This is a genomic window from Streptomyces sp. NPDC091279 (assembly GCF_044757465.1).
In the GTDB taxonomy this organism is placed as follows: domain Bacteria; phylum Actinomycetota; class Actinomycetes; order Streptomycetales; family Streptomycetaceae; genus Streptomyces.
In genome coordinates this window covers 1-22,050 of sequence record NZ_JBIVVA010000012.1, presented here as the reverse complement: position 1 = coordinate 22,050, position 22,050 = coordinate 1, and the positions used below count along the sequence as shown (strand labels likewise).

At 70.5% G+C, this 22,050-nt stretch carries 18 protein-coding genes; 9 read left to right on the top strand and 9 right to left on the bottom strand.

What is annotated here, in order from left to right; genetic code table 11:
* Positions 1-237 precede the first annotated feature (237 nt).
* From cutA to pstS, 5 genes are all read right to left on the bottom strand, one after another.
* Positions 238-558, bottom strand: coding sequence for a divalent-cation tolerance protein CutA (gene cutA, locus ACIQOU_RS28085; RefSeq protein WP_401540613.1), 321 nt, complete (start codon positions 556-558; stop codon positions 238-240).
* 881 nt (positions 559-1,439) lie between these two features.
* Positions 1,440-2,216 carry a phosphate ABC transporter ATP-binding protein PstB gene (gene pstB, locus ACIQOU_RS28080; protein WP_401540610.1) on the bottom strand — a complete coding sequence of 259 codons (777 nt, stop codon included), beginning with the start codon at positions 2,214-2,216 and terminating at the stop codon, positions 1,440-1,442.
* Between the two features lie 40 nt (positions 2,217-2,256).
* Entirely contained in the window at positions 2,257-3,315 is a 1,059-nt protein-coding gene (gene pstA / locus ACIQOU_RS28075; RefSeq protein WP_401540608.1) for a phosphate ABC transporter permease PstA, read from the bottom strand.
* Positions 3,312-4,322, bottom strand: coding sequence for a phosphate ABC transporter permease subunit PstC (gene pstC / locus ACIQOU_RS28070; RefSeq protein ID WP_401540605.1), 1,011 nt, complete (start codon positions 4,320-4,322; stop codon positions 3,312-3,314). Before pstC ends, pstA begins: the two co-directional genes overlap by 4 nt.
* Before the next feature lie 141 nt (positions 4,323-4,463).
* Positions 4,464-5,588: a phosphate ABC transporter substrate-binding protein PstS gene (gene pstS, locus ACIQOU_RS28065; protein ID WP_401540602.1), complete on the bottom strand. Its 1,125-nt coding sequence runs from the start codon at positions 5,586-5,588 to the stop codon at positions 4,464-4,466.
* Positions 5,589-5,928: 340 nt separating this feature from the next.
* On the opposite strand from pstS, the gene ACIQOU_RS28060 reads away from it, so the two are divergent.
* Positions 5,929-7,497, top strand: coding sequence for an FAD-binding oxidoreductase (locus ACIQOU_RS28060; protein ID WP_401540599.1), 1,569 nt, complete (start codon positions 5,929-5,931; stop codon positions 7,495-7,497).
* Between the two features lie 26 nt (positions 7,498-7,523).
* Here ACIQOU_RS28060 and ACIQOU_RS28055 read toward each other — a convergent pair whose 3' ends face one another.
* The 3 genes from ACIQOU_RS28055 to ACIQOU_RS28045 all read right to left on the bottom strand — a co-directional run bounded on the left by ACIQOU_RS28055 (position 7,524) and on the right by ACIQOU_RS28045 (position 10,464).
* A complete protein-coding gene (locus ACIQOU_RS28055; protein WP_401540596.1) occupies positions 7,524-8,231 on the bottom strand; it encodes a phosphatase PAP2 family protein in 708 nt (235 codons plus the stop codon).
* Positions 8,232-8,480: 249 nt separating this feature from the next.
* Positions 8,481-9,488, bottom strand: coding sequence for an NlpC/P60 family protein (locus ACIQOU_RS28050; protein WP_401540593.1), 1,008 nt, complete (start codon positions 9,486-9,488; stop codon positions 8,481-8,483).
* Between the two features lie 205 nt (positions 9,489-9,693).
* Entirely contained in the window at positions 9,694-10,464 is a 771-nt protein-coding gene (locus ACIQOU_RS28045) for a trypsin-like peptidase domain-containing protein (RefSeq protein ID WP_401540590.1), read from the bottom strand.
* A gap of 367 nt (positions 10,465-10,831) precedes the next feature.
* Between ACIQOU_RS28045 and ACIQOU_RS28040 the strand changes: the two genes are divergently transcribed.
* From ACIQOU_RS28040 to ACIQOU_RS28005, 8 genes are all read left to right on the top strand, one after another.
* Positions 10,832-12,208: a peptidase S8 gene (locus tag ACIQOU_RS28040; RefSeq protein WP_401540587.1), complete on the top strand. Its 1,377-nt coding sequence runs from the start codon at positions 10,832-10,834 to the stop codon at positions 12,206-12,208.
* 396 nt (positions 12,209-12,604) lie between these two features.
* On the top strand, positions 12,605-13,915 hold the full coding sequence (locus ACIQOU_RS28035) for a peptidase S8 (protein ID WP_401540584.1): 1,311 nt from the start codon (positions 12,605-12,607) through the stop codon (positions 13,913-13,915).
* 345 nt (positions 13,916-14,260) lie between these two features.
* Entirely contained in the window at positions 14,261-14,569 is a 309-nt protein-coding gene (locus tag ACIQOU_RS28030; RefSeq protein ID WP_093830416.1) for a hypothetical protein, read from the top strand.
* A 162-nt stretch (positions 14,570-14,731) separates the two neighbouring features.
* Positions 14,732-15,550 (top strand): hypothetical protein, encoded by an 819-nt coding sequence (locus ACIQOU_RS28025; RefSeq protein WP_401540581.1) that lies wholly within the window; start codon positions 14,732-14,734, stop codon positions 15,548-15,550.
* Positions 15,540-16,892, top strand: coding sequence for a hypothetical protein (locus tag ACIQOU_RS28020; protein ID WP_401540578.1), 1,353 nt, complete (start codon positions 15,540-15,542; stop codon positions 16,890-16,892). Before ACIQOU_RS28025 ends, ACIQOU_RS28020 begins: the two co-directional genes overlap by 11 nt.
* Positions 16,889-18,448, top strand: a complete 1,560-nt coding sequence (locus ACIQOU_RS28015) for an SCO6880 family protein (RefSeq protein WP_401540576.1) — start codon at positions 16,889-16,891, stop codon at positions 18,446-18,448. Before ACIQOU_RS28020 ends, ACIQOU_RS28015 begins: the two co-directional genes overlap by 4 nt.
* Positions 18,449-18,461: 13 nt before the next feature.
* The gene (locus ACIQOU_RS28010; protein ID WP_401540573.1) at positions 18,462-19,880 is read left to right on the top strand and encodes an ATP-binding protein; all 1,419 of its coding nucleotides are present in this window, start codon (positions 18,462-18,464) and stop codon (positions 19,878-19,880) included.
* A gap of 16 nt (positions 19,881-19,896) precedes the next feature.
* Positions 19,897-21,390 carry a type IV secretory system conjugative DNA transfer family protein gene (locus ACIQOU_RS28005; RefSeq protein WP_401540570.1) on the top strand — a complete coding sequence of 498 codons (1,494 nt, stop codon included), beginning with the start codon at positions 19,897-19,899 and terminating at the stop codon, positions 21,388-21,390.
* 8 nt (positions 21,391-21,398) lie between these two features.
* Here the strand turns inward: ACIQOU_RS28005 and ACIQOU_RS28000 are convergent, their stop codons facing one another.
* Entirely contained in the window at positions 21,399-21,944 is a 546-nt protein-coding gene (locus tag ACIQOU_RS28000) for a GNAT family N-acetyltransferase (protein WP_401540568.1), read from the bottom strand.
* Positions 21,945-22,050 lie beyond the last annotated feature (106 nt).

The window sequence follows — 22,050 nt, the reverse complement described above, 5'->3', positions numbered from 1 at the left end:
AACCCCGCTCACCCCGCACGACTGAAGACAGGGCTGCTTCGCCCTACCCCACGAAGAACGCCGACTCCCTGTCCACCGACACCGCCCGAGGAGAAGGGAAACGACTGTGATCGAGGCCGAGTTGAAGGCCCGGGTCCACTCGCCGGATGGCGTGGTCCGGCGGCTCGACGCGTGGGCGACGCTGACACCGGCCCCATGAGGACGGCGAGCTGAAGGTGCCCAACTGCCCTTCTGGACCTAGCCCGTGGCCGTACGGTCGATCCACTCCAGGTAAGGAGCTGACCCGGTGCTGATGGGAACCGCGCACACCTCGGGGTTGGACCACGGGTGGTTCTGGAGGAGGTGGGCCTCCAGTTCCGGGTAGCGGGCGGCGCTCGTCTTGAGGAGCAGTTGGTACTCCTCGCTCTCGCCGAACTCTCCGGCATGCCAGAACACGGACACGACCGGGCCCACGATCTGCGCACCGGCGGCAAGCCGCGCACCGACAGCGGACTGCGCGAGGGCCACCGCCTGCGCCCTGGTCTCAGTGGCGGTGGACACCGTCAGACAGCCAGTCATCCCGCGAGGCTATCGGCCCCGCACGAACGCCGTCTCCCCCACACCGGTGACAAGGAACGGCACATCCGGCTGCCCGTGATGTTGAACGAGCGGACGCTTTCGCCGCCGCTGCGGCCGGAGTTGGACCGCAACGAGTGCGCGACGCGCTCACCCTGGCGCCGTCCAGCGGCCTCCGGAGAGGGCTCAGGCGGAGACGATGTCGAGCAGGTCGTGCAGAGTGGTGATGCGGTAGTCCGCGCCGGACGCCTCCGGGGTGTCGGCCCAGAGGTGTCCCCAGGGGCCACGGCGCGCTGGGCCGGGCCCCGATGTCGTTGGCGGGGTTGTCCCCCACGTACAGGGTGGTGACCGGGGCCAAATGGGCGGCGGCCAGGACCCGTTCGAAGAACCCGGGTGCAGGCTTCGCGGCCCCGAGTTCGGCCGACGTGGTGACGAGGTCCGGGGGCACAGCCCCCAAGTCCCGTACCCGAGCCAGCCGACGCAGGCCAGCCACACCAGCCCGTCCGGCGCTTGAGGACGAGGCCGTCCAGGCCGAAAGGGGGGTCCGGGGGCACAGCCCCCAAGTCCCGTACCCGAGCCAGTCAACGCAGGCCAGCCCACACCAGCCCGTCCGGCGCTTGAGGACGAGGCCGTCCAGGCCGAAAGGGGGGTCTGGGGGCGCAGCCCCCGGGTCCTGTACCCGAGCCCATCGACGCAGGCCAGCATCAACCAGCCCGTCCGGCGCTTGAGGACAGGCGGGGGGGGCGGCGTCGGGCCCGGGGACGGCGAAGGGCCCGCCCCTGTTGAGCAGGGGCGGGCCTTTCTCGTCCTCGCGGTGGCACCGCCATGCAGCACCGCGAGGGGCTGAAACCCGGCCCCGGCAAGGGGACCAGAAACCCCGGGGCCTAGCCGAAACGGCCAGAGATGTAGTCCTCGGTCGCCTGCACCGACGGGTTGGAGAAGATCCTCTCCGTGTCGTCGATCTCGATCAGCTTGCCGGGCTGCCCGACGGCGGAGAGGTTGAAGAACGCCGTCCGGTCGGACACCCGCGCCGCCTGCTGCATGTTGTGCGTGACGATCACGATCGTGAAGCGTTCCTTCAGCTCCCCGATGAGGTCCTCGATCGCGAGGGTGGAGATCGGGTCGAGCGCGGAGCAGGGCTCGTCCATGAGCAGCACCTTGGGCTCGACGGCGATCGCCCGCGCGATGCAGAGCCGCTGCTGCTGACCGCCGGACAGCCCCGAGCCGGGCTTGTTGAGCCGGTCCTTGACCTCGTTCCAGAGGTTGGCGCCCTTGAGGGACTTCTCGACGATGTCGTTGAGGGCACTCTTCTTGTAGCTGCCGTTGAGGCGCAGCCCCGCGGCCACGTTGTCGAAGATGGACATCGTGGGGAACGGGTTCGGCCGCTGGAACACCATGCCGATCTCGCGCCGCACGGACACCGGGTCGATACCGGCGCCGTACAGGTCCTCCTCGTCGAGGAGCACCTTGCCCTCCACGCGGCCGCCGGGGGTGACCTCGTGCATCCGGTTCAGGGTGCGCAGGAACGTCGACTTGCCGCAGCCCGAGGGGCCGATGAACGCCGTCACCGAACGCGGTTCGACGCTCATCGAGATGTCGTCGATCGCCTTGTGTGAGCCGTAGAAAGCGGTGAGCCCGCTCACGTCGATTCGCTTGGCCATGATTACGTCACTTCCAGAATTCTCGGTCGCCAAGGCCGCGTCAGCGACCGCTCTTCGGAGCCTTCCAGCGGGCGATGCCGCGGGCCAGCAGGTTCAGGATCATCACGAACGCGATCAGGGTGAGCGACGCCGCCCAGGCCCGGTCGTACGCCGCGTTCGCGCCCGCGCTGTTCGCGTACTGCTGGTAGATGTACAGCGGCAGCGACTGCTGGGCGCCCTCGAAGGGGTTGTTGTTGATGAACCGGTTGCCGAACACCAGCAGCAGCACCGGCGCCGTCTCACCGGCGATGCGCGCGATGGCCAGCATGATGCCGGTGGTGATGCCGCCGAGGGAGGTCGGCAGGACCACCTTGAGGATGGTGCGCCACTTCGGGATGCCGAGCGCGAGGGACGCCTCGCGCAACTCGTTGGGAACGAGCTTGAGCATTTCCTCGGTGGAGCGCACGACGACCGGCACCATCAGGATCGCGAGGGCCAGCGAACCGGCGAAGCCGAACGGCTCCATCTCGAAGATCAGCATGATGCTGAGGATGAACAGACCCGCGACGACCGACGGGATGCCCGTCATGACGTCGACGAAGAAGGTGACCGCGCGGGCCAGCGCGCCCCGCCCGTACTCGACGAGGTAGATCGCGGTGAGCACGCCGATCGGCGCGGCCAGCACGGTGGCGAGGCCGACCTGCTCCAGGCTGCCGATGATGGCGTGGTAGATGCCGCCGCCCGGCTGGGAGTCGGGGACGATGCCCATCGAGTGGGTGAGGAAGAAGACGTTCAGGACCTTGGTGCCGCGCGCGACGGTCGTCCACACCAGGGAGACCAGCGGCACGACGGCGAGCAGGAACGCGACCCAGACCAGCGCGGTCGCGATGCGGTCCTTGGCCTGCCTGCGCCCCTCGACCTTGGCGGCGACGGCGTAGCTGGCGACCAGGAACAGCAGCCCGGCGATCAGACCCCACTGGACGGTGGAGCCGAGCCCGGCGACGGTCCCGATGAGGACGGCGACGGCCACGGACCCGGCGGCGATCGCCCACGGCGACCACTTCGGCAGGGTGGCGCCGCGCAGCGTGCTGGGCGGCTGTTCGGTGACGGCGTGGCTCATGCGTTGGCCCCCGAGTACTCCTTGCGGCGGGCGATGATGAGCCGGGCCGCGCCGTTGACCAGCAGGGTGATGACGAACAGCACCAGACCGGACGCGATGAGCGCGTCCCGGCCGAACTCGTCCGCCTCGCCGAACTTGCTGGCGATGTTCTGGGCGAAGGTGCCGCCGCCCGGGTTGAGCAGACTCGCGTGGATCAGGAAGTCCGGGGAGAGCACGGTCGCCACGGCCATCGTCTCGCCGAGCGCGCGCCCGAGGCCGAGCATCGACGCGGAGATCACGCCGGACCGGCCGAACGGCAGCACCGACATCCGGATGACCTCCCAGCGCGTGGCACCGAGGGCCAGCGCGGCCTCCTGGTGCATCAGCGGCGCCTGGCGGAAGACCTCGCGGCTCACGTTGGTGATGATCGGCAGGATCATGATGGCGAGCAGGATGCCGACGGTGAGCATCGAGCGCGGCGCGCCCTCGTCCCAGGACAGCACGCCGGTCCAGCCGAAGAACTCGTTGAGCCAGCTGAAGAGGCCGGTCAGGTTCGGGACGAGGATCAGGGCGCCCCAGAGGCCGTAGACGATCGACGGCACGGCGGCGAGCAGGTCGATCACGTAGGCGATCGGGCCGCTCAGCCGGCGCGGGGCGTAGTGCGTGAGGAACAGCGCGATCGCGACGGCGATGGGCACCGCGATGACCATGGCGATGACCGAGGAGATCACCGTGCCGTAGGCCAGCACCGCGATGCCGAAGCTCGGCGGGTTGACGCTGGTGTTCCACTCGAAGGTGGTGAGGAAGTTGCCGTGGTCGTCGCTGATGGCGAGGACGGCACGGTAGGTGAGGAAGACCGCGATCGCGGCCATGATCACCAGCAGCAGGATGCCCGAGCCGCGGGAGAGGCCGAGGAAGATCCGGTCTCCGGGTCGGGTGGCACCGCGGGCCGCGCGCTTGCGCTCGGCCTCGGTGGGCTGCGGGGCGGGCGGGGGCGCTTCTTCGCGATTCTGGGTGGTTATGTCCATCGGGGTTCTCCGGTCTGCGGACCCGCACGCTGAGTGCGGCTCTGCGAAGCCGTACGGGGGACCGTACGGCTCGTGGCGGCGGTGCACCGGACGATGCGGCCCGGTCCCGGTTCAGGCCCGGGACCGGGCCGCACGCTCAGATCAGCTCAGTCCGTCGATGGTGGTACGGACCTTCGCGATGATGTCGGCGGGGATGGGCGCGTACTTCAGGCCCGGCAGCAGGCCCTGGCCGTCCTCGGAGGCGATGTACTTGAGGAACGACTTGGTGGCCGGCAGCGTCGAGGACTTGTTGCCCTTGTCGCAGACGATCTCGTAGGTGACGAGGGTGATCGGGTAGGCGCCCGCGGCCTTGGTGTTGTAGTTCAGCTGGAGCGACAGGTCCTTGCCGGTGCCGACGACCTTGGCGTCGGCGATGGCCTTGGTGGCGCTGTCGCTGCTGGGCGCGACCGGCGAGCCGGCGCCGGTGTCGATGCTGACCGGCTTGACGCCGTCACCGAGGTAGGACAGCTCGAAGTAGCCGATGGCGCCGTTGGTCTGCTTGACCTGGGCGGCGACGCCGGAGGACTGGGCGGCGGCCTGGCCACCCTGGGCCTGCCAGGCCTTGCCGCCGGAGTACTTCCAGTTGCCCGGGGTGGCGGCCTTCAGGTACTTGGTGAAGTTGTCCGTGGTGCCGGACTCGTCGGAGCGGTGGAACGCCTGGATCTTGAGGTCGGGAAGCTTCGCGCTGGGGTTCAGCTTCTTGATCGCCGGGTCGTTCCACTTGGTGATCTTGCTGTCGAAGATCTTGGCGAGCGTCGGGGCGTCCAGGACGAGGTTGTCCACGCCGGAGACGTTGAAGCCGACGGCGATCGGGCCGCCGACCATCGGGAGGTCGATGCCCTGGCCGCCGGAGCAGATCTTCTTGGACGCGGTGACCTCTTCGGGCTTCAGCGCCGAGTCCGAGCCGGCGAACGCCAGCTGACCCTGGGTGAAGGAGGTGACACCGGCGCCGGAGCCGCCCGCCTTGTAGTTGATCTGCACGCCGCAGGCCTGGGAGAACTGGGCCACCCAGGCGTCGATCGCGTTCTTCTGCGCCGACGAGCCGTCGGAGAGCAGCTGACCGCTCTTGGCGTCGCCGCAGTCGATCGAGCCGGCCTTGGCCGACGCCGACGCGTCGCTGCTGCCGGAGCCGGTGTCGTCGGAGCCGCACGCCGTGAGGGCCAGGGCGCCGGAGACCGCGAGAGCACCGAGAGCGAGGGCCCGCCGGTTCATGCGCTGAAGCTTCACTTGAAAGTGTTCCTTCCAGGAGCCGCCGTCCTGAACCGGCGGCGTGCGAAGTCTGTGGGGATGTGGGCGCGGTCTTCGCAGTGCGCTCCACATCGTGCAAGGCCGAAATTAGGCAGAACAGGTGAAGGCGCCTATGGCCGTAAATGAACGGGAGGTGAACCCCTGCGGTCGGTGTGGTTAGGTCACGGAACGCTCACGGTGGGATCGCGTCCCGGCAGCCGCGATGGTGGCACAGACCTCACCCTCCTCCCGTGGGCCGCCGCTCGCACGGAGTGTCGATTCAGGGAACCCCGCAGCCCGGCGTGCCGTCCTGTACCAGGAGACGCACGGGAGGCACAGCATGGAACGACGGACGTTCATCGGGGGCGGCGCGGTCGCGGTGGCGGCGGTGACCACAGCGTCCTGCAAGGGCGGCGGCTCCGCCAGCGCGGCGGACACCGCGTCCACGGCCGCCGGCAGCCACACCGGTACCTCGATCCGGACCACCGGCGCGGTCGCCGCCCCGGCGAACTGGACCGCCCTCGGCCGCGGTCTCGACGGCACCCTGGTCCGCCCCGGTGAGGCCGAGTGGGCGGCGGCCCGCCAGCTCTACAACACCCGTTTCGACGACCTGAAGCCCGCCGCCGTCGCCTATGTCGCGCACACCGACGACATCCGCACGGCCCTCGCGTACGCGCGCGCCCACGGCGTCAAGGTCTCGATCCGCAACGGCGGCCACTCCTACGGCGGCTGGTCCTCCGGCGACGGCCGCCTGATCGTCGACGTGTCCCGCCTGAACAAGGTGCGCGCCAGCGGCGACACGGCGGTGGTCGGCGCGGGCGCCAAGCTGATCGACGTCTACCGGACGCTCGCCGCGAAGGGAACGACGATACCGGCGGGCTCCTGCCCCACGGTCGGCGTCTCCGGCCTGGTCCTCGGCGGCGGCCACGGCGTGGTCTCCCGGGCCTACGGCCTGACCTGCGACAGCCTCACGCAGGCCACCCTGATCACGGCCGACGGCAAGCAGCTCACCGCGAACGCCACGACCAACAAGGACCTGTTCTGGGCGCTGCGCGGCGCGGGCAACGGCAACTTCGGCGTCGTCACCGAGCTGCACTTCACAACCCACCCGGCGCCGCAAGCCGTGTCCGGTTTCCTCAGCTGGCCGTGGTCGAAGGCGGCGGCCGTGTTCAAGGCCTGGCAGGAGTGGGGCCCCTCCCAGCCCGACGAGATCTGGTCGTCGCTGCACCTGGACGCCTCGGCGGGCGGCACCCCGACCATCTCCGTGGCCGCGTTCTCCCTGGGCACCTACGGCGAACTCCAGAACGCCGTCGACCGCCTCGCCCACCTCGCGGGCGCCGACGCGACCAGTGTCTCGCTGCGCCGGCGCGGCTACGAGGAGGCGATGGAGATCTACGCGGGCTGCTCGTCGTTCTCCGCGCAGGTCCAGTGCCATCTGCCGGGGACCACACCGGGGCGTTCCCCCGAGGGCGCGCTCGGCCGGGAGACGTACGCGGCGCACTCCGACTTCTTCGACCGTTCGCTGCCCGAGGCCGGCATCCAGAAGCTCCTGGCGCAGCTGACGTCGGTGCGGGGCGGCTCGGGCAGCATCGCGTTCACCGCGCTGGGCGGCGCGGTCAACCGGGTCTCGCCCACGGCGACGGCGTTCGTGCACCGCCGGTCGCGGATGCTGACGCAGTACATAGGGGCCTGGAAGGCGGGCACCTCCGGTACGGCCGTGCGGTCCTGGCTGTCCGGCGCGCACACCGCGATGAAGCCGTACGCGTCCGGCGCGGCCTACCAGAACTACATCGACCCCACCCTCACCGACTGGCGCAAGGCCTACTACGGCGACGCGGCGACCCGGCTGACCCGGCTGAAGAAGCAGTACGACCCGACCGCCTTCTTCACCTACCCCCAGTCCCTGTGACCGGGACGGCCCCGCCCTGACTCACCTCACGCGGCCAGGTCGCGTTCCTCTGCCGTCTGGCTGCCGCTGCGGGAGCCCGGGATCAGGCTGTCGCGGTCGGCGCGGGCGCTTCCGCCGGCCCGCACCAGCCAGCCCGCCCGCGGGGAGCGGTCGACGGCCTTGGCCAGCGGCGTCAGCAGCGCCATCGCGAGCGGCGACAGCAGCAGGGCGACGGCGGTGCCGAGGGCGAAGCCGCCGATGACGTCCGTCGGGTAGTGGACGCCCATGTAGACCCGGCAGAAGCCCTCAAGCAGGGCGAGGGCGATGCCGGCCAGGCCGAAGCGGCGGTGCGCGACGAAGAGGCCGACGCCCATCGCCATGGTGATCGTGGCGTGGTCGCTGACGAACGAGAAGTCGGTCTTCCCGGCGATCAGGACGTCGATGCCCTGGTGGGTGACGAAGGGCCGGGGCCGTTCGACGAACCCCCGGATCGGCACGTTCACCAGGAGCGCGACGGAGGCCGCGAGGGGGGCCCAGACCAGCGCGGCCACCGAGGTGGGCGCGTCCTCCCCGCCCCTGCGGCGCACCGACCACCAGCAGCCGAGGACCAGCAGCACCATCGCGACGGGCAGCCCGTACTCGCCGACGAACTCCATGCCCCGGTCGAACCAGTGCGGGGCGTCCTTGGCGAGGCCGTTGATGTCGTAGAGCAGGTCGATGTCGGGGTTCGACCCGGATTCGGCGAGTCCAGCCATCGTGCTGCGGCCCCTTCGTCGGCTGCTTCCCGGCGCACCTGACGTGCGCCGCGCTCTCCCACCCCCGTGGCGGTGGATCACTACGGAGTGGCGGAGGTATGGCGCACCACGTAACTCACCGCGTAGATCATTACGTCAACAGGAACGCACAGCCCCTGCCCATACGTTCCTCACTCCACCGAATGATCACGCAGACGTTATCGAAGAGAGACTCATAGCCGCAGCTCAGGGGGTGCGTTCCGGCTCGGGTCAGACCGTCGTGGGGAGCGCTTTCGCGCCATCTTCGGTGACCCGGGTGGCACCGAAGTAGTCCGCCCCGTCGATGGGGTCGAAGCGGATCACCGCGCCGGTGCGGGGGGCGTCGATCATGTAGCCGCCGCCGACGTAGATGCCGACGTGATGGATGGCCCGGGAGTCGTTCGGGTCGTGGGAGAAGAAGACCAGGTCACCGGGGAGGAGTTCGTCGCGCCCCGGGTGCGGGCCCGCGTTGTACTGGTCGTTGGCGACGCGTGGCAGCGTGATGCCGACGCTCTCGTAGGCCGCCTGCGTCAGCCCTGAGCAGTCGAAACGCCCGCTCTGGGCCGCCGTTCCCGTGCCGCCCCACAGATACGGGGTGCCGAGCTTCTTCTGCGCGTAGTAGATCGCCCCGGCGGCCTGCTCGGAGGGGTCGACCCGGGAGACGGGAGCCGCGAAGCTCTCCTCCAGGGTGGTGATCGTCTTGACGTAGTTCCGCGTCTCCGAATACGGCGGAACGCCCCCGTACTTGATGACCGCGTACGCGCCGGCGTTGTAGGAGGCCAGCATGTTTTCGGTCGCGTTCCCGGGAACGTCCTTCACGTACGAGGCCAACTGGCAGTCGTAGGACGCGGCGGAGGGGATGGCGTCGGCGGGGTCCCAGACGTTCTTGACGCCGTCGCCGTCGCCGTCGATGCCGTGGGTGGCCCAGGTGCCGGGGATGAACTGCGCTATTCCCTGCGCGGCCGCCGGGCTCTTGGCCTGCGGATTGAAGCCGCTCTCCTGGTAGAGCTGGGCGGCGAGCAGCGCGGGGTTGAGGGCGGGGCAGAGGTTGCCCCACTTCTGCACGAGGTCCCGGTAGGCGGCGGGAACGGCCCCCTTGGCGAGCGCCTTCCCGGCCCCGGCGGCCCCGTCGGCGACGTTCCCGGCGACGAGGTAGACGCCGACGATCAGCACCATCATGAACGCCAGACCTGACCCTGCGGCCACGGAAGCCACGACCCATGCCTTACGCACCGTCAACCGCCCCTCACCGACCGGGAGTCCGTCGCCCAGGTCAGTGTAGAGGCGGCCGCGGTGTTATGGAGTGAGGGAATCGAAGAACAGGGGGCACCCCCGGCGCACCCGGCTCACAGGTCAGGGCGCACAGGGGCACGATCCCGGCCCACTGGCGAGGGGCCGCCGCTCACCGCCCCCCGCTCACGGGTCGCCGGTCACGGGTCGCCGGTCACGGGTCGCCGGCCGCGTCCCCGTACAGCTCCTTGGCCTCCGTGCCCAGGACGACGCTGTAGGAGATGTCGTCCGTGCTGCCGCCCTGTTCGTGTCCGCCGAGGACGCCGACGACGGAACCGTCGCCGTTGACCCAGGGGCTGCCGCTGGTGCCGCCGGGGAAGTCGGGGCAGTCCACGCGCTGTTGGGTGCTGCTGTGCGCGACCGGCTTGTTGGTGCAACTGATGGGCACCTCACGGGAGTTGGGGTACCCGGTGATCGTCACCGCGGTGGCCCCGGTGGTGGTGCCGGTGACGAAACGGTTGCCGCCGACGAAGTCCTCGACGCCCTTGCCGTCCCGGTCGGCCAGGACCGCGAAGGCGACGTCGCTGTCCTCGTCCTGCCCCTTGGCCCAGCCGTCCGGCAGGAACACGCGCCGCACGGTCCACACCCCGTAGGGGGCCCGCCCGTTCCGGTACGCCGGGACGAACAGGGCGCCCTTGCCGCCGTCGTCGCCGTCGAGACAGTGCGCGGCGGTGACGACGAGGTTGCGGTGGGGGCTGTGCACGACGGAGGCGGTGCAGAAGTGGCCGCCGGGCAGCTTGTCCGCGCGGCCCTTGCCGAAGAGGGCGCCGACTCTCGCGCTCTGCGCGTTCAGGGCGGCGACGGCGGTCACGCCGAGGGGCCCGGGGCCGTCGTCGGCGGCCGCGAGCGAGGACGAGGTGACGGCGGGCACCAGAAGGAAGGCAGCGCCGTACACGAGCCTGGTGATGCGTGAGATGCGCTTCATCGGGCCCCACTCTGACCCACGAAGGTGAGAGACGGCTGCGTTCTTCTCACCGTAGCGCCGGATGGCCCACTCCGCCCCCGGGGACGGACCCGAGCCCCCCTCGCTCCTTACCCCCCGCGCCCCTCCCGCCTGTGTGTTCCTCCCGTGAAGAAAGTCAAGCGGCCGCCATTCCGCCCCCACCGGCCCGCCATCGTCCGGTAAGCCCGCCGCCCCCTTCAGTAATGCGGAAGTCAGGATTCCGAAACCCGTCTTGTTGTCGCGTACTCAACAAGCGCAGTGTTCGTCGCGGGTCGCCGCCCCCACCGGGAACCTCACCGGTGGTCCCCCCTCCGCAGGCCTCTGTCCACCTCTCCCAGGAGGCTGTACGTTGCGTACGCCCACGCCCAACTCCCCCCGCATATCCGGCAGATGGCGCCTGGCAGGCTCGGCAGCCGCGGCCACCACCGCACTGCTGCTGGCCGGCTTCGGCACCGCTGTCACCGCGACCGCCGCCCCCGCCCCCGCGACCGCGAGCACCGGTCACAAGGTGAGCGCCAAGACGATCGCCGCCCAGGTCGCCAAGGCCCACGTCACCTACACCTCGGCGTGCGACGCCACCCCGAAGAAGGGCTACGCCTCCTGCGACGCCCTGCGCGTCACCGGCGGCACCACCGCCTACCAGGAGGAGCAGGCCGCCAGGAAGGGCATCGCCCCCAAGACCGTCACGCCGGACGCCACCTCGGCGACCCCGACCGGCTACGGCCCGAGCGACCTCCAGTCCGCTTACGGCCTCACCTCCGCGTCCTCCTCCAAGGGCTCCGGCGAGACCATCGCCATCGTCGACGCCTACGACGACCCCGACGCCGAGGCCGACCTCGCCACCTACCGCTCGTACTACGGCCTCTCCGCCTGCACGACGGCCAACGGCTGCTTCTCCAAGGTCAGCCAGACCGGCTCGACGTCCGCCCTGCCCACGGCCGACAGCGGCTGGGCCGGCGAGATCTCCCTCGACGTCGACATGGCCTCCGCCATCTGCCCGAACTGCAACATCACGCTGGTCGAGGCCAAGTCCGCGAGCGACGCCAACCTCGGCACCGCCGTGAACGAGGCGGTCAAGCTGGGCGCCAAGTTCGTCTCCAACAGCTACGGCGGCGACGAGTCGTCGTCGGACACGACCTACGACTCCTCGTACTACAACCACCCGGGCGTCGCCATCACCGCCTCCTCGGGCGACGAGGCCTACGGCGCCGAGTACCCGGCCGCCTCCAAGTACGTGACGGCCGTCGGCGGCACCAAGCTCTCGACGTCGTCGAGCAGCCGTGGCTGGACCGAGAGCGTCTGGAAGACCAGCAGCACCGAGGGCACCGGCTCCGGCTGCTCCGCCGACGACGCCAAGCCCAGCTGGCAGACCGACACCGGCTGCACCAAGCGCATGATCGCCGACGTCTCGGCCGTCGCCGACCCGGCCACCGGCGTCTCCGTCTACGACAGCTACGGCGACGACGGCACCGGCTGGAACACCTACGGCGGCACCAGCGCCTCCGCCCCGATCATCGCGTCGGTCTACGCCCTGGCCGGCACCCCGGGCAGCAGCGACTACCCGGCCCAGTACCCCTACAAGGCGGCCGGCACCTCCGCCCTGAACGACGTCACCAGCGGCAACAACGGCACCTGCTCGACGAGTTACTTCTGCACCGCGGGCTCGGGCTACGACGGCCCGACCGGCTGGGGCACCCCGGAGGGCCTGGACGCCTTCACCGGCTGACGTCAGCCACCACCGCAGGACCACCCCGTCGGGTCACGGGGCGCCGCCGGATGAGGAGTACGTGGGGTCTCCTCGGCGGCACGGAAGAAAACGGGTCACGGCAGCCGGCCGCGGCCCGTTTTCCGTTGCCCGGCACGGGAGTTGGCCCTGTCGGCGCCGACGCCCGTTCCCATGGACCGGCTGTGCGTTGGGTCAAGGGCCCGACGCGGTTCGGCAAGGAGCGGCCCGCGTTCGGTAAGGCGGAAGTCAGAACTCCGCCGACCCCCTTTTGTCGCGCACCCGACAAGCGCATCGTCGTGGCGGGCCGCCGCCCGCCGCCGGGGACCCCGTACCGGCGGCCTCGCACCCGCACCGCCCCTGTTCCACTCCACCCGAGGAACATCAGGAGGCTGCACGATGCGTACCACCCCACGCAACAGACCTGCCACGCAGCGCGGTTGGCGCCGCGCGGGCACCGCGGTCGCCGCCACCGCCACCCTGCTGCTGACCGGCTTCGGCACCGCCGTCCAGGCCGACGCCGCCCAGACCGCCGCCACCGCGCAGGCGACCTGGACCGCGACCCCCTGCACCACCCCGGCCCACCCCGGCGAACTGACCTGCGACTCCTACCGCGTCACCGGCGGCCTCACCGCCTTCCAGCAGGCACAGGCCGCCCGCACCGGCATCACCCCCAAGGCCGCCGACGCCGCCGCCCCCTCCGGCTACGGCCCGAGCAACCTCCAGTCCGCGTACGGCCTCACCGCGGCCGCCGCCTCCAACGGCGCCGGCGAGACCATCGCCATCGTCGACGCCTACGACGACCCCAACGCCGCCGCCGACCTCGCCACCTACCGCTCGTACTACGGCCTCCCGGCCTGCACGGTGGCCAACGGCTGCTTCAAGAAGGTCAGCCAGAGCGGCTCCACCACCTCCCTGCCGAGCGCCGACAGCGGCTGGGCCGAGGAGATCTCCCTCGACCTCGACATGGCCTCGGCGGTCTGCCCGAACTGCAACATCCTTCTGGTGGAGGCCACTTCGGCGACGATGGCCAACCTCGGCACCGCCGTCAACCGCGCGGTCACCCTGGGCGCCAAGTACGTCTCCAACAGCTACGGCGGCAGCGAGTCGTCCTCCGACACCAGCTACGACACCGCGTACTTCAACCACCCCGGCGTCGCCATCACCGTCTCCGCGGGCGACGAGGGCTACGGCGCCGAGTACCCGGCCGCCTCCAAGTACGTGACCGCCGTCGGCGGCACCGCCCTGGCCACCTCCTCCACCACCCGGGGCTGGACCGAGACGGTCTGGAAGACCAGCAGCTCCGAGGGGACCGGCTCCGGCTGCTCCGCCTACGACACCAAGCCGACCTGGCAGACCGACACCGGCTGCACCAAGCGCACCGTCTCCGACGTCGCCGCCGTAGCCGACCCGGCCACCGGCGTCTCCGTCTACGACTCCTACGGCATCACCGCCGGCTGGTACACCTTCGGCGGCACCAGCGCCTCGTCGCCGATCATCGCGGGCGTCTACGCCCTCGCCGGCACCCCCTCCACCGGCTCCTCCCCGGCGTCGTTCCCCTACGCCTCGGCCGGCACCTCGGCCCTGAACGACGTCACCAGCGGCAACAACGGCACCTGCACCACGAGTTACCTCTGCACCGCGCGGTCCGGATACGACGGCCCGACCGGCGTGGGCACCCCCGCGGGGGTCTCCGCCTTCACCGGCTGACCCTCCCGCACCGAACGGGCCGCGACGACCGACCGCGGCCCGTTCGTCATGCCGGGATACTCTGGAACCGGCCATCCGCCCGACCGACCGTCAGAAACGGGCCGGGCCAGCGGCGCAGGCCATAGAAGGGGTCAACGACGGAACCACACCACAGGTTCCGCTCAGGCCTCATTGCCCGGCGTGACCTGCCGTGATACACAGAGTGACCGTACGCGCTATTTGTACGAAACCCACCAAGCAATGACGCCAAGTCGACATACGACAGCGGCATTGTCAGCGAGAATGAGGTCCGCCTCTGCACCTCCGCAGAGGCAGCGGAACTACCCACCAGGGGCGGTGACTTACATGCTCTTCGCAGCCGACAAGGGAGACATCAACACCATCATCGGCGGGATCGCTCCCGACTGGGGACCCTTCGGCACCCTGGGCACCGAGGCGAAGACGATGATCCAGGTCGTGATGGCGTTCGCGATCCTGATCTGCCTCGGCATCGCGGTCTGGGGCGCCGCCAAACAGCGCATCGGCGCCACCGCCCTGCGCGACACCTTCAGCGCGGAACAGGGCAAGGGCCTCATCATCGCGGGCCTCACGGGAGTCTTCATCATCGGCTCACTGGGAACGCTGTTCACGATCGTGTACGGCATGGCGGTCTGACCGCCCCGACCGGCGCTCCGTCCCCGCTCCCCTCCCTTTCCCCTCCCGGCTGAGGTTGCGTTCCCTGATGTCGACTCACCACACCGCCCCCGCGCGGCCCCCGGCAGGGCTACCGTCGTACTCCCACGTGTTCCCGCACGACGCCGAGGGGGCGGACGCGGCATGAGTCTCTCGGACGACAACGGCCCCGGCGGCTACGGCGGCACCGGCCAGACCCGCACCCATCTGCCCGAGGGCCCCGGCGACCCCCGCCGCTCCGGCCGCACCTCCTCCCGCAGCCTCATCACGGTCGTCGGCGTCGTCGTCGTACTGATCGCCGCCATCGCCTTCGCGAACCGCGGCGACGACGACACCGCCACCGGCAACGCGGGCAGCGCCAAGCCGGAGACGTCCACGACAGCCGCCTCCGGCCAACACCCGGTCACCACCAAGGCCTCCGGCATCCCCACGGGCTACCCCCACACCAAACAGGGCGCAGAAAGCGCAGCGGCGAACTACTCGGTGGCCCTGGGGTCGGCGGAGATGTTCAACACCGCCAAACGGCACGAGATCGTCGACACCGTCTACGCGGCCGACGTCGCCGCGAGCCACCAGTCGAGCCTGGACAGCGCCTACTCCAGCGAGAAGTTCCTCACCAGCATCGGCCTGACCAAGGACGGCTCCGCGCCGAGCGGCCAGAACTTCGTCTCCCGCGTCATCCCGGTGGGCACCAAGGCCACCGCGGTCAGCGCCGGCACGGCGACCGTCGAGGTCTGGTACACCTCGCTCTTCGGCCTCTCCGGCGAGACGTCGACGAACCCGGTCTCGGAGAGCTGGTACACCACCACGTACCGACTGAAGTGGATCAGCGACGACTGGAAGATCACCGACTTCCAGCAGAAGGACGGTCCCGTCCCGGTCGGGGACGACCAGAAGGCCTCCACCGCTGACGACATGACGAAGGCCGTCGAGGAGTTCGGAGGGTTCACGTATGCGCGCTAACCACCTCTTCCTCAAGGTGACGGCAGCGGCCGCCACGGTGCAGACGGCCATGGTGCTGCTGGCCACCCGCGCCTTCGCCGAACCCACACCCACACCCACCCCCACACCCTCGACCACCCCCAGCACCACGGCGAGCCCCAGCCCGTCGGCCAGCAACAGCGCCTGCGACCTCATCCGGGGCCGCGCCAAGGACTACTGCGAGCGCGGCAGCAGCGCCGACACCGGCAGCACCACCAGTGTGCCCACCACCACCGACCCCCTCTCCTCCCTGGCCAAGGGGTGTGCCGAGGCCGCTTCCTGGACCGTCGGCAAGCTCAGCGACGCCGTCAAGGGCACCGCGAACGTCGACTTCACCAACACCAAGTTCCTCCAGCAGTACGCCGTCGTGTTCGCCGCGTCGACGATCCTCACGCTCGTCCTGTGGCTGCTGGCCGTCGCCAAGCGGGCCGTGCGGGGCGTGCCGCTGGGCACCGCGATGTCCGAGGCGATCGGGTTCCTCTGGCTGACCGTGCTGGCCTCCGCGTTCACGCCCCTGATCCTCTACACCGTCGTCTCGGCGACCGACGGCGTCACCGACGTCCTCGCGAAGTCCACCGGCGACCAGTCCACGTTCTTCGGCAACTTCTCCGGCGCCCTCGACAAGGGCAACGACATCGGCGGCGGCCCGATCATGCTGATCGTGGTCTCCCTGGTCAGCATCCTCGCCGCCGGCGTCCTCTGGCTTGAGCTGGTCATCCGGGCCGCGCTCCTCTACGTCGGCGCCCTGCTGGGCACCGTCGTCTACGCGGGCCTCGTCGACAAGAACCTCTGGGGCCACGTCCGCCGCTGGGCCGGCGTCATGATCGCCGTGATCCTGGTGAAACCGGTCATCGTCATCGTCCTCGGCCTGGCCGGCGCCCTCTCCAGCGCCGACGGCCCCAACTCCTTCTCCGCCGTCGTCTCCGGCCTCGCGATCATCCTGCTCGCCATCTTCGCCAGCGCGATGATCTACCGCTTCGTGCCCGGCTTCGGCGACGAGATCGCGGGCTCCCGCAACAACCGCCTCATGCAGGGCGCCGAGAGCAAGGCCGCCGCCGTCCTCAGCTCCCCCGCCACCATGGTCGCGCAGGGCATCAAGACCCACAGCACCCGATCCAACGACGGCGGCGGTGGCCAGTCCTCCAGCGCCCCCCGCCCGGCCAACCCCGTCTCCGGGGGCGTCGCCGCCCACAGCGCCCGCACCCCGAACGGAGGCGGCGGATCTGTCCCCTCCGCCGCACCCGCACCCCGGTCGAGCACCGGCATCAACACCCCGCACGCCAGCAACAGCGGCAACAACCGCACGGGAGGTGAAGGGCGTTGACGACCGAGTCCCACCTGTCCCATCCGGTCACGCCCCGCCGGACGTATCTCATCGGACGCGCCCGGCCGAACGCGATCGTCGGCCGCAACCGCGAGTCCGGCGAGATCGCGCTCATCATCACGGGCGCGTTCCTCGGCATGATGTGCGGGCTCCTCGTCCCCGTCCTCTCGATGCGCATCGTCCTGCTGACCGGCTTCCCGCTGATCGCCCTCGCCGCCGTGTACGTGCCCTACAAGCACCGCACGTTCTACAAGTGGTTCGAGATCAACCGCAGTTACAAGCGCACCCTGAAGCGCGGCACCCTCTACCGCAGCGGCGTCCAGGAGGCCGGCGTGCGCCTGGACGGGCGGGAGATCGAGATCGGCCCGCCCCCCGGCATCGGCCGCATCACCTGGCTCGCCGCCCCGTTCGGCCCCGACGAGATCGCCGTTCTGCTGCACGCGGACCGGCGCACCGTCACCGCCGCCATCGAGATCGAGGGACCCGGCGTCGGCCTGCGCGACTCCGAGGACCAGGAAGCCCTGGTCGACCGCTTCGGCACCCTCCTCAAGCACGTCGCCAACGGAGACGGCTTCGTCACCCGCCTCCAGATGCTCGCCCGCACCCTGCCCGCCGACCCCGACGCGCACGCCAAGGACGTCTCCCAGCGCGGCGACGACCGCGCACCGGGCTGGCTCACCCAGTCCTACGAGCAGTTGCAGTCGATGGTGTCCACGAGCAGCGAGCAGCACCGCGCCTACCTCGTCGCCTGCATGCACTACACCCGCGAACTCGCCGCCGAGGCCCAGGCGATGGCCCGCGCGGCCCGCCCCACCAGCGGCCGCAAGGTCGACCGGGACGCCGGCCTCGCCGTCGTCATGGCCCGCGAACTGACCGACATCTGCTCCCGCCTCCAGGAAGCCGACATCCGCGTCCGCCAGCCCCTCGGACAGGGCCGCCTGGCCTCCCTCATCCACTCCATGTACGACCCCGACCACCCCATCGACCACCTCCAGGCGATGACCCGGCGCAACGCCTGGCCCGCCGAGCTGGACGCCATGGAGCCCACCTACCTCCAGGCCAAGACCCGCGAATCCTCCACCCGCGCCCCCTGGTGCCACGCCACCGCCTGGGTGAAGGAGTGGCCGATGACCCCGGTCGGCGTCAACTTCCTCGCCCCGCTCCTGGTCCACACCCCCGACGTCATCCGTACCGTCGCCGTCACCATGGACCTCGAACCCACCGAGGTCGCCATCGAGCGCATGCTCACCGAGAAGACCAACGACGAGGCCGAGGCCAGCCGCCAGGCCAAGATGAACCGGACCGTCGACCCCCGCGACATCGCCGCCAACTCCCGCCTCGACCAACGCGGCGAGGACCTCGCCAGCGGCGCCGCCGGCGTCAACCTCGTCGGCTACATCACCGTCTCCTCCCGTTCTCCCGAGGCCCTGGCCCGCGACAAGCGGACCATCCGGGCGTCGGCCGGGAAGTCCTACCTGAAGCTGGAGTGGTGCGACCGCGAGCACCACCGCGCCTTCGTCAACACACTGCCGTTCGCCACCGGAATCCGAAGGTAGGGCTGATGCGCTGATGCGGGACCCGATGACCGTCCTCACCGACGCCTTCACCGGCTTCCTCTTCGGGAAGGTCGAGACGACCCGGCTGCCGGTGCGCACCTCCACTGGCCAGGCCCAGGCGGTCTACCTGCCGACCGCCGCCCCCGGCCTCGGCGACTCCGGCGTGATCATCGGCCGCGAGGTCTACTCCGGCAAGGGCTACATCTACGACCCCTTCCAGCTCTACGGCCAGCAGCTGCCCGCCCCGCACTGGCTCGTCCTCGGCGAGTCCGGCAACGGCAAGTCGGCCCTGGAGAAGACCTACGTACTGCGCCAACTCCGCTTCCGCGACCGACAGGTCGTCGTCCTGGACGCACAGGGCGAGGACGGCGTCGGCGAGTGGAACCTCATCGCCGAGGAGCTGGGCATAACGCCGATCCGGCTGGACCCGGCGGCAGCCCTGGACCACGGCATCCGGCTCAACCCGCTGGACCCGGCGATCACCACCACCGGCCAGCTCGCCCTGCTGCGCACCATCATCGAGGTCGCCCTCGGCCACGGCCTCGACGAACGCTCCGGCTTCGCCCTCAAGGTCGCGCACGCCTACGTCAACGAGACGATCCTCGAACGCCAGCCGGTCCTGATGGACATCGTCGAGCAACTCCGCCACCCCGAACCGGAATCCGCCGAGGCGATGAACGTCGACATAGACGACGTCCGCGCCTGGGGCCTGGACGTGGCCCTCGTCCTCGACCGGCTCGTCGACGGCGACCTGCGCGGCATGTTCGACGGCCCGACCACGGTCGGCATCGACCTGGACGCCCCGCTGATCGTCTTCGACCTCTCCCACATCGACCGCAACTCCATCGCCATGCCCATCCTCATGGCGATCGTCGGCGTGTGGCTGGAGCACACCTGGATTCGCCCCGACCGCAAGAAGCGCATCTTCCTGGTCGAGGAGGCCTGGCACATCATCAACAGCCCGTTCGTGGCGCAGCTGTTCCAACGGCTGCTCAAGTTCGGGCGCCGCCTCGGCCTGTCCTTCGTCGCGGTCGTCCACCACCTGTCCGACGTGGTCGACGGCGCGGCCGCGAAGGAGGCGGCGGCGATCCTCAAGATGGCCTCGACGAGAACGATCTACGCCCAGAAAGCCGACGAGGCCCGCGCCACCGGCCGCGTCCTGGGCCTGCCCCGCTGGGCGGTGGAGATCATCCCCACCCTCACCCCTGGCATCGCGGTGTGGGACGTCAACGGCAATGTCCAGGTCGTCAAACACCTGATCACCGAGACGGAACGCCCCCTGGTCTTCACCGACCGCGCGATGACCGAGTCCTCCCTCGACCACCAGGCCGACGACGCCCTGCGCGCCGCCGAACTGGAAGCGGAGGAACGGGCGGCGGCCTTCGTCGAACAGCACCTCGGCGACTACGACAGCTCGTCGACGGTGGCCTAGCGGAAGGCGAACGGCCGTGAACAGACCGGACCAGCAGCGCGGCAACGAGGGTCAGGGCGGCGTCCCCGACGGACTCCTCCTCGGCAGCCTCGCCTTCCTCCTCGGCCTCACCCTGCTGGTCTGGTCGGCCACCGGCATCGCCGGCTGGTTCACGAGCGGCGGCTGGCCGCACGGCGTGACCTTCACGCGGACGCCGCTCGCCGTGCGCCACCTCATCGGCCGGCCCAGCGACCTCACCGGCGCCTGGCCCACCACACCGCCGTCCCAGCTCTCCGGATACGGCCTGTTCTGGGGCCTGTTCATCGGCCAGCTGATGCTGCTTTTCGTGCTGACGGTGTTCGCGATGAGCCGCGTCGCCCACTGGAAAGCGGCCCGCGCCCGCCGCCACACCCCGCCCCCGGCGCCCCAGGAAGTCCCGGCCCCGAGAACGGAACCACAGCCCCCGCAGCCCACGTACCCGACGCAGCAACTCCCGCCGACGCCCGTCCCGCCGGTCGTCACGGCCCCGGCGCCGCCCGCAGTCCCCGTACCGGTGCCGGTGCCGGTGCCGGAACCGGCGGCTCCCGTTCCTCCGGCCTACGGCGGCTGGGAGAACGTCGTGATCGGCCCTGCGGAGAAACGCCGCGCCGCCGCCGCGCAGGCCGTCCGTGAGGCGGTGGGCCCGGCCCTCGTCCTCACCTCTGACCCGGCGCTGTGGCAGGAGACCAAGGACGCCCGCGCCAAACTGGGCCCGGTCCACCTCTACGACCCCGCCCACCGCTGCGACACCCCGGCCCGCCTGCACTGGTCGCCCATCGCGGGCTGCGAGTCGAAGGACACGGCCAGGGAACGGGCGGCGGCACTGCTGGCCGCGATCCGCCCGACCGCGAAGATCGACCAGGCCGTGGCCGACGTGGCCGAAACGCTCCTGCGCAGCTATGTCCACGCCGCCGCCGTCGACGGCCGCACCGTCCGCCATGTCCACCGCTGGTCCCAGGGCAACCAGGTCCAGGACGCGGTCCGCATCCTGCGCACCCACCCGAAGGCGGCCCCCGGCGCCGCCGGCGAACTGGAGGCCACCCTCACCGCCCATCCCGAACGACGGGACATGGCGCAGGAGTTGACGGGCCGCGCACTGTCCGCGCTGTCCACGGTGAACATCCGCGAGGCCTGCACACCGAACCGGACAGATGCCCTCGCGCTGGATTCCTTTGTCCTTGAAGGGGGCACTCTTTACCTAGTGGGGGAGTCCATCGAGGACCCCAGGAGCGATCCGGGCGCCATGCCCCTCCTGACGGCTCTCGTCTCCAGCGTGGTCGAGCGTGGCCGGCACATGGCCGAACGGTCATCGGCCGGTCGGCTCGACCCACCACTGACCCTCGTCCTGGACGACGTGGCCGCGGTCGCCCCGCTCCCCCAGCTCCCGGAGCTGCTGGCGTCCGGTGCCGAGCAGGGCCTGCCGACGCTGGCCCTGCTCCGCTCCCGCGAACAGGCACGGTCCCGCTGGCCGCACGCCGAACTCCCGGTCTGACAACGGCCCTACGCCCGCTTCTCCAGCACGAACTCCAGCTCGTCGTCCTCGGAGCCCGGCAACGGCACGATGAGCCCGCTGGGGACGAAGCCGACCTTGTGGTAGAACCCCTGGGCCCGCATGTTCTTCTCGTGCACGATCAGCCGGACCCGTTCGGCCCGAGCGCCCCAGGCCCACTTCACCCCGGCGTCGAAGAGCGCCTCGCTGAGCCCGCTGCCCCGATGCTCGGGCCGGACAAAGACGCCGACGACATGCCCTTGGCGCCGCTCGACGGGATGCCCGGCCCAGTCGGTGGACCCGGCCTCCTCGACCAGCACGGTCAGCGTCCCGGCCCAGGTCCCGTCAGCGGCGACGCCGACGAACTGCTGAGCACCGGTGGCCCCTTCGCAGCCCCCGTCGGCCCGCTCCTGCCACCTGGAGTCCGGCCAGGCGGCGGCGTTCTCGTACGTCTCCAGGAAGGCGAGGTGCGCGACCGGGTCCTGAAGGGCGGCGAGCCGCAACTCCTTGACGGCGGCCCATTCGTCGGCGCGTATAGAACGAATCACGTAACTCATAAACCGAAGTTTAAACGCAGAAAACCCCGCACCATAAGGTGCGGGGTTCCCCACAATGATTGTTCGGCGGCGTCCTACTCTCCCACAGGGTCCCCCCTGCAGTACC

Bases quoted from the DNA above. Each gene is read 5' to 3' on its own strand.
- cutA (WP_401540613.1), bottom strand. From the start codon at position 558: ATGACTGGCTGTCTGACGGTGTCCACCGCCACTGAGACCAGGGCGCAG.
- pstC (WP_401540605.1), bottom strand. From the start codon at position 4,322: ATGGACATAACCACCCAGAATCGCGAAGAAGCGCCCCCGCCCGCCCCG.
- ACIQOU_RS28025 (WP_401540581.1), top strand. From the start codon at position 14,732: ATGAGTCTCTCGGACGACAACGGCCCCGGCGGCTACGGCGGCACCGGC.
- ACIQOU_RS28060 (WP_401540599.1), top strand. From the start codon at position 5,929: ATGGAACGACGGACGTTCATCGGGGGCGGCGCGGTCGCGGTGGCGGCG.
- ACIQOU_RS28045 (WP_401540590.1), bottom strand. From the start codon at position 10,464: ATGAAGCGCATCTCACGCATCACCAGGCTCGTGTACGGCGCTGCCTTC.
- pstB (WP_401540610.1), bottom strand. From the start codon at position 2,216: ATGGCCAAGCGAATCGACGTGAGCGGGCTCACCGCTTTCTACGGCTCA.
- ACIQOU_RS28000 (WP_401540568.1), bottom strand. From the start codon at position 21,944: ATGAGTTACGTGATTCGTTCTATACGCGCCGACGAATGGGCCGCCGTC.
- ACIQOU_RS28020 (WP_401540578.1), top strand. From the start codon at position 15,540: ATGCGCGCTAACCACCTCTTCCTCAAGGTGACGGCAGCGGCCGCCACG.
- ACIQOU_RS28010 (WP_401540573.1), top strand. From the start codon at position 18,462: ATGCGGGACCCGATGACCGTCCTCACCGACGCCTTCACCGGCTTCCTC.
- pstA (WP_401540608.1), bottom strand. From the start codon at position 3,315: ATGAGCCACGCCGTCACCGAACAGCCGCCCAGCACGCTGCGCGGCGCC.
- ACIQOU_RS28055 (WP_401540596.1), bottom strand. From the start codon at position 8,231: ATGGCTGGACTCGCCGAATCCGGGTCGAACCCCGACATCGACCTGCTC.
- ACIQOU_RS28035 (WP_401540584.1), top strand. From the start codon at position 12,605: ATGCGTACCACCCCACGCAACAGACCTGCCACGCAGCGCGGTTGGCGC.
- ACIQOU_RS28030 (WP_093830416.1), top strand. From the start codon at position 14,261: ATGCTCTTCGCAGCCGACAAGGGAGACATCAACACCATCATCGGCGGG.